The organism is Ramlibacter sp. (genome assembly GCF_035655895.1).
Classification (GTDB): Bacteria; Pseudomonadota; Gammaproteobacteria; order Burkholderiales; family Burkholderiaceae_C; genus Ramlibacter.
The window spans coordinates 891317-905635 of record NZ_DASRTN010000006.1; the positions used below are offsets into that span (position 1 = coordinate 891317).

Below are 14319 nucleotides of genomic sequence, written 5' to 3' on the forward strand. Positions count from 1 at the left end.
ATGAAGTGACGCGGACGTTCAGCAAGAGGCGGGCCAGCTCGCGGCGCGCGTCATGCCAGGCTGGAGGCACGCTCGATGTGGCCGTGCTGGTGGCCATGGCCCCACGAGGCGGCCTCGCGCTCGATCCAGCGCATGCGCGCCAGGTCGGTGATCGCCTGCACCCAGCTGTCGGACAGGGTGTCGAGGATCTCGAGCCCCTGCTCGCGGGTGGCACCCAGCGGGTTGCCGATGATCCCGCTCGGCCCGAAGTCGCGCGCGGTCCAGGCGCACGCCGGCCGGCCGTCCGGCGAGAGCAGCTTGCTGGGGAAGGGCGGCGGCACGTTGGCCACGGCGCGCTCCATGTGCACCGTCTCCGGCGCGAGCGCGAGCATCAGCGCAGTCTCCGAATGGCCGGCGTGCATGGCCAGGCGCTTCTCCTCGTCGGAGACGAACCTGCCCGATGCATTGGGCAGCCGCGAGACATGGAACGGGACGACCACGAAGTCGCCGTGGCGCAGGCGCAGTTCGCGTGCGGCCATCTCCAGCACCTGCGGCTGCCCGCCATGGCCGTTGGCCAGCAGCAGCTTGCGGAACCCCGCCCGGTACACCGACTCGCCCAGTTCGGTGACGGTCGCCAGCAGCGTGGGGCCGGTCAGGGTCATGGTGCCCGGGAAGTGCAGGTGCTCGTCGGACTTGCCGTAGGTGATCGGCGCCAGGCCGAACGCACGCACCGCCGGCGGCAGCTTCTCCAGTGCCTTGCCGAGCACGCCGGCCGAGATGACGCTGTCGACCGAGCAGGGCAGGTGCGGGCCGTGCTGCTCGATCGCGCCGACGGGTAGCACGATCACGGTGTCAGCCTTGTCGGGCAGCGCGTCGATGGCGGTCCAGCTCAGGTAGGGAAGGAAGCGGTGGGGCGGGATGAAGCCGTGCAGCATGGAAGTGGTCTCCGGTGGTCGCGCCTCACGCGAAGCGCGCGAAGGCCTGTCCCACCTTGCGCAGGAATCGCGCCAGCCCCGAAGGGGTGGCCACGTTCATGTGGTAGTACGCATGGAAGTCGGCCCGGGCGCGGTTGCCCGTCAGCCGGCGCATGTACCGCGTGACCATCTTGCGCGGCGGGTCCCCCATGAACCAGGCCATCCAGCGCGGCCGTCCGTAGGTGACCACGGCGGAGATGCGGCGGATGTGGGTCAGCATCGGCCTGACGTCGGCCGGGTCGCTGATGTCGAACGCGACGCCGGGCATCAGCAGCCGGTCGAAGAACCCCTTGAGCATGGCGGGCAGCCCGAAGCACCAGGTCGGGAAGCAGAAGACGATCGCCTCGGCGCGCTGCAGGCGCTCCACGTAGCGGGCCAGCGGCTCGCGGTTGCGCGGAACGTCGTGGTAGCCCAGCCGCTCCGCGCGCGACATCACCGGGTCGAAGCGCTCGGCGTACAGGTCGCAGTCGTCGACCGTGTGGCCGGCGGCGAGCAGGTTCTCGACCACCGTCTTGTGCAGCGCGGCGGCATAGCTGGTCTCGACCGGGTGGCAGTAGACGACGAGGACGTGCATGGCGCGTCCTCAGGCGGCATGCACCGGCCGCGGGCCGGGTGCACCGCAAGAGTGCGGTCGGTGCGCGGTGGCGCGGGAAGGGCTCGGGTGGGCGTTGGGGCGGTGCATCGGCGCCGGCGACGCAAGCCACATGCCAGCTGCCGGGCGGTGCCGGCGCTCAATCTTTAGGCAATCTGGCGCGGGCCAGTGTCCACGCCGCTTCGCCCCGGAGCACCAGGGCTTTCACACAGAGTTTTCCACAGGACTTGTGGGTTACCTCCTACACGGCTGAGGCAGGCCGTCCGTCAGGCGGAACCCGGCACCGGCCGGGTGCGCTCAGCGTCGCTTGCGCTGCACCACGGGCTTGGGACGCGCACGCGCGTCCGGCACGGCGCGCGGGCCGTGGGTGCGCGACGCGGCGGCCTTGGCGCCGGGCGCGGGCCGGGCACGCACCGCCATGTACACCACGACCTGCTGGCCGGCCTTGAAGGCGGCGCCGGGACCGACGTTGTTCCAGTCGGCGACCTGCGCGGGCGTGACCTTGTAGCGACGGGCGATGGTCGCCACCGTGTCGTGCCGCCCCGCCTTGACGAAGGTGCGGCGCAGCTGCACCTCGGGTGCGAGGCTCAGCTGGCCGTTGTCGGCCACGTGCACCGCCACGTCCTCCTTCCGCCCGGGGGCGCGCGGCACGACCAGCACCGAGCCGGCCTTGATCAGCATGCGGGGCGGGATGGTGTTGACGCTGCGCAGTTCGGCCTCGCTCATGCCGACCCGGCGCGCCGCCTCGGCCACGCTCATGGTGCCCGGCACCGTCCAGGCGGTCCAGCTGGCGAACTGTCCCTGGCTGTAGGCCGCCAGGTTGCGGCTGAAGACCTGTGCGTTGTCCCAGGGCAGCAGGATCTGCGGCGTGCCTGCGGCGAGGATGACGGGGCGGTTCAGCTGCGGGTTCAGCGCCTTGAAGTCGTCGAGCTCGACGTCCGCCAGCTTGGCGGCCAGCGCGACGTCGATGTCGCGCGTCACCGTGACCATGTCGAAGTACGGATGGTTCTCGATGACCGGCAGGTCGGTGCGGAACTGGTCGGGGTCGGCCACGATGTTCTTGACGGCCTGCAGCTTCGGGACGTAGTTGCGCGTCTCGTTGGGCATGTTCAGGTCGGTGTACGAGGTGCCCAGGCCGGCGCGCTGGTTGCGCGCGATCGCGCGGCCCACGTTGCCCTCGCCCCAGTTGTACGCGGCCAGTGCCAGGTGCCAGTCACCGAACATGCCGTACAGGCGCTGCAGGTAGTCCAGCGCGGCGCGGGTGGAGGCGAGCACGTCGCGGCGGTCGTCGCGGAAGAAGTTCTGCTTCAGGTCGTAGTCGCGGCCGGTGCCGGGCATGAACTGCCACATGCCCGCGGCCCGCGCGCTGGACACCGCCTGCGGATTGAACGCGCTCTCAATGAACGGCAGCAGCGCCAGCTCGCTCGGCATGCCGCGCCGCTCCAGTTCCTCGACGATGTGGAACAGGTACTTGCGCGAGCGGTCGGTCATGCGCTGGATGTAGTCGGGGCGCGTGGCGTACCACTGCTCCTGCTGGCGCACCAGGTCATTGCTCAGCCTTGGCATGGCGAAGCCGCCGCGGATGCGTGCCCACAGGTCGGTCGGCGGTTGCAGCGCGGTGACGCCGCGTGCGTCGTCCCCCGTGATCTGCTGGAGCGGGGAGCTGGGGGAGACGGCAGGGCCGCGTGGTTCGGCCTGCGCGGGGGTCGCGACGGCGGCGGGGCCGGCCTCGACGGGGACGTTGTCGACGGAGGGCGGTGCGCTGGCGCAACCGGCCAGCCAGAACGCAAGCGCCAGGCTGGCGGCGTGCAGGGCAAGTCTCATCGGAACTCGTTCTTCCATTGGCGGATGGCGGCGAAGACAGCCACGTCATCCCCGGCGTCGGCGCCGTTGTAGGCCTGCGCAGCCTGTGCCACGGCGGGCAGTCGGGTGCGCAGGAAGGGATTGATGCGGCGTTCTTCGCCGAGGATCGCGGGCAGCGTCGGTTGGCCGCCTGCCCGCACCTGCTCGCAGTGCTGCTGGTAGGCCAGCAGCGCCTGGTTGCCCGGTTCCACCGCGCGGGCGAAGCGCAGGTTGGAGAGCGTGTATTCGTGCGCGCAGCACACGCGCGTGTCGGCCGGCAGCGCCGCCAGCGCATCGAGCGAGGCGAGCATCTGGGCCGGGGTTCCCTCGAACAGGCGGCCGCAGCCTCCCGAGAAGAGGGTGTCGCCGCAGAACAGCAGAGGTCCGCCGTCCGCGGCCGGCTCGCCCGCGTCCTGCGGCACCTGCGCCGTGAAGTAGGCGATGTGGCCGGCCGTGTGGCCGGGCACGTCGATCACCTGGAACCGCATGCCCAGCACGTGCACGGTGTCGCCACCGGACAGCGGGCTGAACGGGCGCGGCACCGGCTCGTGCGCGGGACCGAAGACGGCCGCGCCGGTCTCCTGGCGCAGCGCATCGACGCCGCCGACGTGGTCCGCGTGGTGGTGCGTGACTAGAATCGCGTCCAGCTGCAAGCCCGAGCGCGCGAGGAACTCGCGCACCGGCTGTGCATCGCCCGGGTCCACCACGAGAGCCCGACGCCCGTCGTGCAACACCCAGAGGTAGTTGTCCTGGAAGGCGGGCAGGGGAATCAACTTCATGAGCGATGCGATTATAGGAATGCATGAGTGGCTGCAGACCCCTCCCGGCCGCTACCTGCTGGCCTGGGAACGTGCCCAGTTTGACCAGGCCGTGAGCGACATCTTCGGTTACCACGCGCTGCAGCTCGGGCTGCCCGAGGTCGACGCGCTGGCTGCCAACCGGATGCCGCACCGCTGGCTGGGATTGCGCGATCTGGAGCCCCCGCCACCGCCGGGCGCCCGCCGGCCGGCGCTGCTGGCCGACTACTCGGCGCTGCCGTTCGACGCGGCCAGCCTCGACCTGGTGGTGTTGCCGCACACCCTGGAGCTCAGTCACGATCCGCATGCGACGCTGCGCGAGGTGGAGCGCGTGCTCGTGCCGGAGGGCCGGGTGGTGATCACGTGCCTCAATCCGGCCAGCCTCTGGGGGCTGCGGCAGCGCCGGGCGCACCTGTACAGAAAGCTCGGTTTCGGGCAATTGTTCCTGCCCGACGCCGGTGACTTCATCGGCTACCGGCGGTTGCGCGACTGGTTGCGGCTGCTCAATTTCGAGGTCGAGACCGGCAACTTCGGCTGCTGGCGCCCGGCCCTGACGACTGAGCACTGGCTGGACCGCTTCGACTGGATGGACCGCCTTGGCCACCGCTGGTGGCCGATCCTCGGCGCCGTGTATTTCATCGTCGCCACCAAGCGCGTGCGCGGCATCAAGCTGGTGGGCAAGCTGTGGAAGCCGCCCAAGGCCATCGCCACCGCCCCGGTGCCGCTGCCCAACCGGCGCCCTCAACCCGAGATGACCCAGGAGACCCTTTGAACCAGGTCGTGATGTACACCGATGGCGCCTGCAAGGGCAACCCCGGCCCCGGCGGCTGGGGCGTGCTGCTCAAGTCCGGCGCCACCGAGAAGGAGTTGTTCGGGGGCGAGCCGGGCACGACCAACAACCGGATGGAACTGATGGCCGTGATCCAGGGGCTGTCGGCGCTCAAGCGGCCGTGCGCGGTCCAGCTGTTCCTCGACAGCCAGTACGTGCTCAAGGGCATCACGGAGTGGCTGCCCGGCTGGAAGGCCAAGGGTTGGCGCACCGCCGGCAAGACCCCGGTCAAGAACGTCGAGCTCTGGCAGCAGCTGGACGCGCTGGTGCAGCAGTCCGGCCACGTGATCGACTGGCGCTGGGTGCGCGGCCACAACGGCGACCCGGGCAACGAGCGGGCCGACGCGCTCGCCAACATGGGCGTCGAGGTGGCGCTCGGCCGGCGCAAGCCGCCCGTGTAAAGGTCCGGTAAAAGCGCGCCCGCCGGCGGGCCGCGGCGTGAGGTCTAGGGGCATTTGCGCATGGAACGGTCGAACCCGACTGCTACATTGACGTGTTTGCATGCAAATTGCTGCATGCTGGTTCCTCCCTCTCGAAGTTGTTCATGGCATCCAAGCCCCTCTACACGGTGATCGCCGTTGCCGGCATCGCCGCAGCGTCCGCTGCTGCCTGGTGGTTCCAGAACAAGCCGCGCCAGGCTCCCCTCGACGCCGCCCCGGCCGCCGCCACCGCGCCCGGCCCCGCCGGCGCCGCCAGCGGGCCCTCGCGGGCTCCTGCCGTGGAAGTCGCCCGTGTCGAGTCCATGCGCCTGACCGACGATGCCCAGGCGGTCGGCAGCCTGCGTTCGCGCCAGAGCGTGATGGTGCGGCCCGAGGTCAGCGGCCGCATCACCCGGATCAATTTCAACGACGGCGCCCGGGTGCGGCGCGGCCAGGTGCTGGTGCAGCTGGACGACCAGTTGCCGGTGGCCCAGATGCAGCAGGCCCGGGCCGAGCTGTCGATCGCCCGCGCCAACCACAAGCGCAACCAGGAGCTGGTCGCGCAGAACTTCATCAGCCAGCGCAGCGTCGAGGAAAGCGCGGCCAACCTGCAGGTGGCCGAGGCCAAGCTGGCGCTGGCCGAGGCCACGGCGGCGCGGTTGCGCATCGTGGCGCCGTTCGATGGCATCGCCGGCATCCGCGGCGTGAACGTCGGCGACTACCTCAAGGACGGGGCCGACATCGTCAACCTGGAAGACCTGGATGCCGTGTACGTCGACTTCCGGCTGCCCGAGCGTTTCCAGACCAAGCTCAGGCCCGGCCAGGTCGCGGTGGTGCAGACCGATGCGCTGCCCGGCCGCCGCTGGGAGGCCGTCATCCAGGCGATCGATCCGCTGGTGGACGCCAACGGCCGCTCGATCGGCATCCGCGGCTGCATCGACAACCGCCAGCTGGCACTGCGTCCGGGCATGTTCGCGCGGGTCACCGCGGTGTTCGGCGAGCGCGACAACGCGCTGGTCGTGCCCGAAGAGTCCATCGTGCCGCAGGGCGGGCGCCAGTTCGTGTTCCGCGTGGTGGACGGCCCCGACCAGGACAGCAGGACCGCCCAGCGCGTCGAAGTCAAGGTCGGGCTGCGCCGGCCCGGCCGGGTGGAGATCACCGAGGGCCTGCAGCCGGGCGACCTGGTCATCACGGCCGGCCAGCAGCGCCTGCAGCGCGACGGCACGCCGGTGCGGGTGATGGACGTCGGACGGGGCGGCAACGGCGCCGGTGCGGCGGCCGCCAATGGTGGTGCACCCGCCGCCGGCGGTGCGGGCGCCGCCCCGGCCGCCGCGGGGCCGGCGCCGCAGGCTCCGGCCCGCGCCATCCCCGTCGCCGATCGCCCGGCCGCCGAGCCGGCGCGCGCCGGCCCGAATCCCTGCCGGCCGCTGGTGGCCGAAGCCGGTGGTGCGGCCCCCAGCCGCCCCGCGGCCCGCCGCGCCACGGCAGCGGCCGCCGCCAACTGACGTCCCGCGCGGAGGAGCCAGCGATGCAACTGCCCGAGATCTCGATCCGCCGGCCGGTTTTCGCGACCGTGCTGTCCCTGCTGGTGCTGCTGGTCGGCCTGGTGAGCTTCGACCGCCTGTCCGTGCGCGAGTACCCCAAGATCGACGAGCCGGTGGTCACGGTGAGCGTGCGCTATCCAGGGGCGTCCGCCGAGGTGATCGAGTCGCAGGTCACCAAGCCGCTGGAGGACTCCATCGCCGGCATCGACGCGGTCGACGTCATCACCTCGATCAGCCGGGCCGAGCAGAGCCAGATCTCGGTGCGGTTCCGGCTCGAGAAGGACGCCGACGCCGCGGCCGCCGAGGTGCGCGACCGCACCTCGCGGGTGCGCAACCGGCTGCCGCAGTCGATCGACGAGCCGGTGATCGCCAAGGTCGAGGCCGACGCCTTCCCGGTGATCTGGCTGGCCTTCACCAGCGACACGCTCAACCCGCTGCAGATCAACGACCTGGTCAACCGCATCGTCAAGCCGCGCCTGCAGACCGTCACCGGCGTCGCCGACGTGCGCATCTACGGCGAGCGCAAGTACGCCATGCGCGTCTGGCTCGACCCGGACAAGCTGGCGGGCTACCGGCTCACCACGCAGGACGTCGAGGACGCCGTTCGGCGCAGCAACCTCGAGGTACCTGCGGGCCGCATCGAATCGCAGCAGCGCGAGTTCAGCGTCACCTCCCAGACCGACCTGGTGCGACCGGCGCAGTTCGCCGAGATCGTAGTGAAGAACGTGAACGGCTTCCCGGTGAAGATCCGCGACGTGGCACGGGTCGAGGAGGCCGCCGCCGACGAGCGCACCTCGGCCCGGCTGAACGGGCGCTACGCGATCTCGGCCGGCGTGATCCGCCAGGCCACCGCCAACCCGCTGACCCTGTCGCAGGGCGTGCGGGACATGATCCCGCAGCTCAAGCAGGATCTGCCGTCCGACGTCAACGTCGACGTCGCGAACGACAACTCGCTGTTCATCGACCGTTCGGTCAAGAACGTCTACCACACCATCGTCGAGGCGGTGGTGCTGGTGGCGCTGGTGATCTTCGTGTTCCTGCGCACGCTGCGGGCGTCCATCATCCCGATCGTCACCATCCCGGTCAGCCTGGTGGGCACGTTCGCGATGATGGCGCTGGCCGGCTTCACCATCAACACGCTCACGCTGCTGGCGCTGGTGCTGGCCATCGGCCTGGTGGTGGACGACGCGATCGTGATGCTGGAGAACATCTTCCGGCACATCGAGGAGGGCCTCGATCCGTTCTCCGCCGCCATCAAGGGCTCGCGCGAGATCGGCTTTGCGGTCATCACCATGACGTTCACGCTGGTGGCCGTGTACGCGCCGCTGGCGTTCACGCCGGGGCGCACCGGGCGCCTGTTCGTCGAATTCGCCCTGGCGCTGGCTGGCGCGGTGCTGGTGTCCGGCTTCGTGGCGCTGACGCTCACGCCGATGATGTGCGCCAAGCTGCTGCGCCACAATCCGCGGCCGAACTGGTTCGACCGCACCATGGAACGCTGGCTCACCGCGCTGTCCCAGCGCTACGCGGCGCTGCTGCGCTGGGTGTTGACGGCGCGCGTGCCGGCCCGGGCGGGCAGCCGCTTCCCGGCCCTGCTGCAGGCGCGCTGGCTCGTCATCGGCGTGATGCTGGTCAGCGCGCTGGCCATCGCCGCCGTCTGGCCCACCATGAAGTCCGAGCTGTCGCCGCTGGAGGACCGGGGCACCATCCTGGCCAACATCAACGCGCCCGACGGCGCGACGCTCGAGTACACCGACCGCTACGCCAACGCGCTGGAGAAGATGGGCCAGCAGTACAAGGAATTCGACCGCCTGTTCGCCAACATCGGGAACCCGACCGTGTCGCAGGGCAGCGTCGTGTACCGCGCCGTCGACTGGGAGAACCGGGAGAAGACCACGCTCGAGATCGCCCGCGAGCTGGCGCCCAAGGTGGCCGGCCTGCCCGGGATCAACGCCTTCATCATCACGCCGCCGTCGCTTGGCCAGGGCTTTCGCGACCGGCCGGTGAACTTCGTGATCCAGACCTCCGACAGCTACGAGAACCTGGCGCGCGTGGTGCGGCAGATGCAGGACGAGATCGCCAAGAACCCCGGCATCCAGGGCGTGGACGTCGACCTGCGCCTGAACAAGCCCGAGCTGCGCATCGTGGTCGACCGCGACCGCGCGGCCGACATGGGCGTGGCGGTCGAGGTGGTGGCGCGCGCGCTCGAAACCACGCTGGGCGGCCGGCAGGTCACCCGCTACAAGCGCGACGCCGAGCAGTACGACGTGATCATCCAGAACCGCGCCAGCGGCCGCACCACGCCGGAGGACATCGACAGCATCTACGTGCGCGGGCGCAACGACACGATGATTCCGCTGTCGGCGCTGGTGAAGGTGAGCGAGAGCGTCAGCCCGCGCGAGCTGAACCACTTCGGCCAGCGGCGCTCCGCGACGATCACGGCCAACCTGTCGCCCGACTATTCGCTCGGCCAGGCGCTGCAGTTCATGGAGCAGACCGCCGCGCGGGTGCTCAAGCCGGGCTACACCACCGACCTGAACGGCACCTCGCGCGAGTTCCGCAGCTCGCAAGGCGCCCTGGCGATCGTGTTCGTGCTCGCGCTGCTGTTCATCTTCCTGGTCCTGGCGGCCCAGTTCGAGAGCTTCGTCGACCCGCTGGTGATCATGCTGTCGGTGCCGCTGTCGATGATTGGCGCGCTGCTGGCGCTCAAGTGGTCGGGCGGCTCGCTCAACGTCTACTCGCAGATCGGCCTGATCACGCTGGTGGGCCTGATCACCAAGCATGGCATCCTGATCGTGGAGTTCGCCAACCAGCTGCGCGAGGAAGGGCTGGGGCAGGTGGATGCCGTGGTCAAGGCGGCGTCGCAGCGCCTGCGCCCGATCCTGATGACCACCGGCGCCATGGTGCTGGGCGCGATCCCGCTGGCGCTGGCCAAGGGCGCCGGCGCCGAGAGCCGCATCCAGATCGGCTGGGTCATCGTCGGCGGGATGTCGCTCGGCACGCTGCTGACGATCTTCGTGGTTCCCACGATCTACCTGCTGTTCGCCCGCGAGAAGGTGCCTGGCGCCAACAAGGCCCAGACCCAGGACGAGCTGCATCCGCCGGTGCACGGCGAGCTCATCGCCAAATAGCCGATGGGCTCGCCGCTCGCGCTGTGGGCGGCGGCTGACGGATGGGTCGCCGCTGTCTGACACGGCGTGCGCTGCGAGGCCGACAAATGGTTCAGGCAGGCACCGACCGGGTGCCTCTGCCATACCGCCGACGATCTCGTCCATGAAGATCATCCAATTCATCCACCTGACGTTCGCACAGGCGTTCTATGGCTGGGCCCTGCGCGAGATCGACCCGATGCACCCGGACCTGCCCAAGCTCGTGATGAAGCGGCAGCAGCTGGCGGACGAAGCCCGGCGCATGTTCGCCTGAGGCCCGGCAGGCGCACCGGACGAGGTTCCCCGGCACCTCTTGCGCTGTGGATTGCGTGCTCCAGCAGCATGCCTCGACACCCGGCACCCACGGCCGACACCCGCCCCCCGGGGTGCTCGGCCTTCTCGCAACCACTCCCGCGCACCTGCAACAAAGTCTGAGCGTGTTCCCACGCCGCGCGGGCCGCTGGCTATTCTGGAGCGATGCAGCCATGTCCGGAGCTCGTTGACCCAGACCCGGACGACCAGGCGCGTGCAGGCGTCTACAGCCTGCTGGCGCGCCTGCTGCTCGACGCGGACGAGCGGGCCGCCGACTGGCTGGCGGCGCAGGCGCCGCTGTCCGGCGGGTCGGACAGTGCCGTCGAGGCCGCTTGGAGCCGCCTGGTCGTGGCGGCCCGCAGCCAGCGCGCCGGCCTGGCGCGCGCGCATGCCGCGATGTTCGTCGCGCTGGGCACGCCCGACATCAATCCCTACGCCTCCTACTACGTCGACGGTTCATTGATGAACGTGTCGCTGGCGCAAGTCCGCCGCGACCTCGTTGCCCTGGGGCTGCACCGCGCCGAGCGCTCGCGCGAGCTGGAGGACCACCTGGGTGCGCTGTGCGACGCCATGGCCCAGCTGATCGTGGGCGGGGCGCCGCCCGCCGCGCAGGCCCGTTTCCTCGAGCGCCACATCGCCGGCTGGTCGTTCCGCTGCCTGCGGGAGATCGCCGCCCATCCGAGCGCGGGCCTGTACGGCCCGCTGGCCGACTTCGCTGCCGCCTTCCTCGCGTCCGAGCAGGACGCCTTCGTCCAGGAGCCCGTTCCCGAATGACCGACAAGCCCGTGATCCCGTCCCGCTCGCGCCGCGACGCCCTGGGCCGGCTGGCCGCCGCCGCGGCCGCCGGTGCCGCCTCGACGGCCCTGCCGACGCAGGTGCAAGCCCAGGCGCCGACCACCCCCGTGCCGGCCGGGGATGCCGCAGCGGACGGCTACCACGTCACGGACCACGTGCGCCGCTACTACAAGCTCGCCCGCTACTGAAGGAACCGGCCGTGACCTTGCTTCGCAAGATCGCCCCGGCAGCCGACCTGCCGGCGCAGCGCAGCAGCCTGCGGCGCGGACGGGCCGCGCAGCCGGGCAGCAGCCGGCGGGCGTTCTTCCGCCAGAGCGGGCTGGCCGGCGCCGCCGCGCTGCTCGGCGCGGGCGCCGGTCCCGTGATCCAGCGCGCCCAGGCGCAGCAGCCCGCTGCCGCGGCCCCCGAGCGGGAGGTCCGGCACACCGTCTGCAGCCATTGTTCGGTCGGCTGCTCGGTGGAGGCGGTCGTGGAGAACGGCGTGTGGGTGCGACAGGACGCCGCCTTCGACTCGCCCATCAACATGGGGGCGCACTGCGCCAAGGGCGCCTCGGTGCGCGAGCATGGGCACGGCGAGCACCGTCTGCGCTATCCGATGAAGCTGGTGGATGGCGAGTACCGCCGCATCACCTGGCAGCAGGCGATCAACGAGGTGGGCGACCGCCTGCTCGAGCTGCGGCAGAAGGCCGGGCCCGATTCGATCTTCTGGATCGGCTCGAGCAAGCACAACAACGAGCAGGCTTACCTGCTGCGCAAGTTCGTCTCGATGTGGGGCTCGAACAACTGCGACCACCAGGCCCGCATCTGCCACTCGACCACCGTGGCCGGCGTCGCGCAGACGTTCGGCTACGGCGCGATGACGAACTCGTTCAACGACCTGCATTTCAGCAAGGCCGTGCTGTTCATCGGGTCCAACCCGGCCGAGGCGCACCCGATCTCCATGCTGCACTTCCTGCACGCCAAGGAGCTCGGGGCCAAGATGATCGTGGTCGACCCGCGCTTCACCCGCACGGCCCGCTTCGCGCACCACTACGTGCGGATCCGCCCCGGCACCGACATCGCCTTCACCTGGGGCGTGTTGTGGCACATCTTCGAGAACGGCTGGGAGGACCGCGAGTTCATCGCGGCGCGCACCTACGGCATGGACCAGGTGCGCGCCGAAGTGGCCAAGTGGCCGCCACCGGTGGTCAGCGAGGTGACCGGCGTGCCCGAGGAGTCGGTGCGCCTGGCCGCCGAGATGCTGGCGAAGAACAAGCCGTCATCGGTGGTCTGGTGCATGGGCATCACCCAGCACCACGTGGGCACGGCCAACGTGCGCGCGCTGTCCATCCTGCAGCTGGTGCTGGGCAACATCGGCATCGCGGGCGGCGGGGCCAACATCTACCGCGGACACGACAACGTGCAGGGCGCCACCGACGTCGGGCCCAACCCCGATTCGCTGCCCGGCTACTACGGCATCGCCGAGGGCGCCTGGAAGCATTTCGCGGCGGTGTGGGGCGTCGAGTACGACTGGCTGGCCTCGCGCTTCGGCTCCAAGGAGCTGATGGAGAAGCCCGGCACCACGGTCTCGCGCTGGTTCGATGCCGTGCTGGAGCGGCCCGAGTATGTCGACCAGCCGAACAACCTGCGCGCGGTGGTCTACTGGGGCCACGCCCCGAACAGCCAGACGCGGCTGCCGGACATGAAGCTGGCCATGCAGAAGCTGGACCTGCTGGTGGTGATTGACCCGTATCCGACCATGACGGCCGCGATGCACGGGCGCAAGGACGGCGTCTACCTGCTGCCGTCCACCACGCAGTTCGAGACGCAGGGCAGCTGCACCGCGTCCAACCGCAGCATCCAGTGGCGCGAGCGGGTGATCCAGCCGCTGTTCGAGTGCAAGACCGACCACGAGATCATGTACCAGTTCGCGCGCAAGTTCGGCTTCGCCGAGCAGCTGTGCAAGAACATCAAGGTGGTGCGCGACGAGCCGGTGATCGAGGACATCCTGCGCGAGATCAACCGGTCGTGCTGGACCATCGGCTACACGGGCTGCTCGCCCGAGCGGCTCAAGCTGCACATGCAGCACAAGGGCACGTTCAATCCCACGACGCTGCTGGCCGAGTCGGGGCCGTGCAAGGGCGACTACTACGGCTTGCCCTGGCCCTGCTGGGGAGCCCCCGAGCTGAAGCATCCGGGCACCCCGATCCTGTACGACCTGTCCAAGCCGGTGGCGCGCGGCGGGATGCCGTTCCGCGCCAACTGGGGTGTCGAGCACGACGGCGTGAGCCTGCTGGCGGCCGACGGCAGCACCACGCGGGACAGCGACCTGGACATCGGCTATCCCGAGTTCGACCACGTGCTGCTCAAGAAGCTCGGCTGGTGGGGCGAGCTCACCCCGCAGGAGCAGGCGCAGGCCGAAGGCAAGAACTGGAAGACCGACCTGTCCGGCGGGATCATCCGCGTGGTGATCGCGCACGGCTGCGCCCCCTACGGCAACGCCCGGGCGCGGGCCCACGTCTGGAACTTCCCGGACCCGGTGCCGGTGCACCGGGAGCCGCTGGCGTCGCCGCGGCGCGACCTGGTGGCGCGCTTCCCGACGTACGACGACAAGAAGAACTTCTGGCGCCTGCCCACGCTCTACAAATCGGTGCAGCAGGTCGATTTCTCGCGCGACTTCCCGCTGATCATGACCTCGGGCCGGCTGGTCGAGTACGAGGGCGGCGGCGACGAGACCCGCTCCAACCCATGGCTGGCCGAGCTGCAGCAGGCCATGTTCGTGGAGATCAACCCGTTCGACGCGAGCCAGTTGCCCGTCCAGACCGGCCAGGAGGTCTGGGTCGAGACGCCAGCCGGCGCCAGGCTGCGGATCAAGGCCTTCGTCACGCCGCGCGTGCCGCAGGGCCTGGTCTGGATGCCCTACCACTTCGGTGGCTGGTGGATGGGCGAGGACCTGCGCGCGAACTACCCCAAGGGAGCCGCGCCGATCGTGCTGGGCGAGGCCGTGAACACCGGCTGGACCTACGGCTACGACGTGGTGACCATGATGCAGGAGACCAAGGTCTCCCTGTGCAGGCTCGTGCGTTTCACCGGAATGGGTTGAAAGGGAGA

The 14319-nt window shown here is 70.2% G+C and carries 12 protein-coding genes; 8 read left to right on the forward strand and 4 right to left on the reverse strand.

Translation table 11 applies throughout. The annotated features are described in order from the left end of the window. Positions 1-50 precede the first annotated feature (50 nt). The 4 genes from VFE82_RS07265 to gloB form a co-directional block, all read right to left on the reverse strand. On the reverse strand, positions 51-914 hold the full coding sequence (locus VFE82_RS07265; RefSeq protein ID WP_324999586.1) for a creatininase family protein: 864 nt from the start codon (positions 912-914) through the stop codon (positions 51-53). 25 nt (positions 915-939) lie between these two features. Next, positions 940-1527, reverse strand: coding sequence for an NAD(P)H-dependent oxidoreductase (locus VFE82_RS07270; protein ID WP_324999587.1), 588 nt, complete (start codon positions 1525-1527; stop codon positions 940-942). 315 nt (positions 1528-1842) lie between these two features. Continuing rightward, on the reverse strand, positions 1843-3369 hold the full coding sequence (locus tag VFE82_RS07275; protein WP_324999588.1) for a transglycosylase SLT domain-containing protein: 1527 nt from the start codon (positions 3367-3369) through the stop codon (positions 1843-1845). Next, positions 3366-4166, reverse strand: coding sequence for a hydroxyacylglutathione hydrolase (gene gloB, locus VFE82_RS07280; protein WP_324999589.1), 801 nt, complete (start codon positions 4164-4166; stop codon positions 3366-3368). Before gloB ends, VFE82_RS07275 begins: the two co-directional genes overlap by 4 nt. A 19-nt stretch (positions 4167-4185) precedes the next feature. Between gloB and VFE82_RS07285 the strand changes: the two genes are divergently transcribed. The 8 genes from VFE82_RS07285 to VFE82_RS07320 all read left to right on the forward strand — a co-directional run bounded on the left by VFE82_RS07285 (position 4186) and on the right by VFE82_RS07320 (position 14311). Continuing rightward, the gene (locus VFE82_RS07285) at positions 4186-4956 is read left to right on the forward strand and encodes a class I SAM-dependent methyltransferase (protein WP_324999590.1); all 771 of its coding nucleotides are present in this window, start codon (positions 4186-4188) and stop codon (positions 4954-4956) included. Next, positions 4953-5414: a ribonuclease HI gene (gene rnhA, locus VFE82_RS07290; RefSeq protein WP_324999591.1), complete on the forward strand. Its 462-nt coding sequence runs from the start codon at positions 4953-4955 to the stop codon at positions 5412-5414. The genes VFE82_RS07285 and rnhA overlap by 4 nt, the downstream gene beginning before the upstream one ends. A gap of 143 nt (positions 5415-5557) precedes the next feature. Continuing rightward, positions 5558-6937 carry an efflux RND transporter periplasmic adaptor subunit gene (locus VFE82_RS07295; RefSeq protein ID WP_324999592.1) on the forward strand — a complete coding sequence of 460 codons (1380 nt, stop codon included), beginning with the start codon at positions 5558-5560 and terminating at the stop codon, positions 6935-6937. Between the two features lie 23 nt (positions 6938-6960). After that, positions 6961-10104, forward strand: coding sequence for an efflux RND transporter permease subunit (locus tag VFE82_RS07300; RefSeq protein WP_324999593.1), 3144 nt, complete (start codon positions 6961-6963; stop codon positions 10102-10104). Between the two features lie 142 nt (positions 10105-10246). After that, positions 10247-10396, forward strand: a complete 150-nt coding sequence (locus VFE82_RS07305) for a hypothetical protein (protein ID WP_324999594.1) — start codon at positions 10247-10249, stop codon at positions 10394-10396. A gap of 203 nt (positions 10397-10599) precedes the next feature. Then, positions 10600-11208, forward strand: a complete 609-nt coding sequence (locus VFE82_RS07310; protein WP_324999595.1) for a TorD/DmsD family molecular chaperone — start codon at positions 10600-10602, stop codon at positions 11206-11208. After that, entirely contained in the window at positions 11205-11417 is a 213-nt protein-coding gene (locus VFE82_RS07315; protein ID WP_324999596.1) for a twin-arginine translocation signal domain-containing protein, read from the forward strand. Before VFE82_RS07310 ends, VFE82_RS07315 begins: the two co-directional genes overlap by 4 nt. 11 nt (positions 11418-11428) lie before the next feature. After that, positions 11429-14311, forward strand: coding sequence for a molybdopterin-dependent oxidoreductase (locus tag VFE82_RS07320; protein ID WP_414708730.1), 2883 nt, complete (start codon positions 11429-11431; stop codon positions 14309-14311). The last annotated feature ends 8 nt before the right edge of the window (positions 14312-14319 follow it).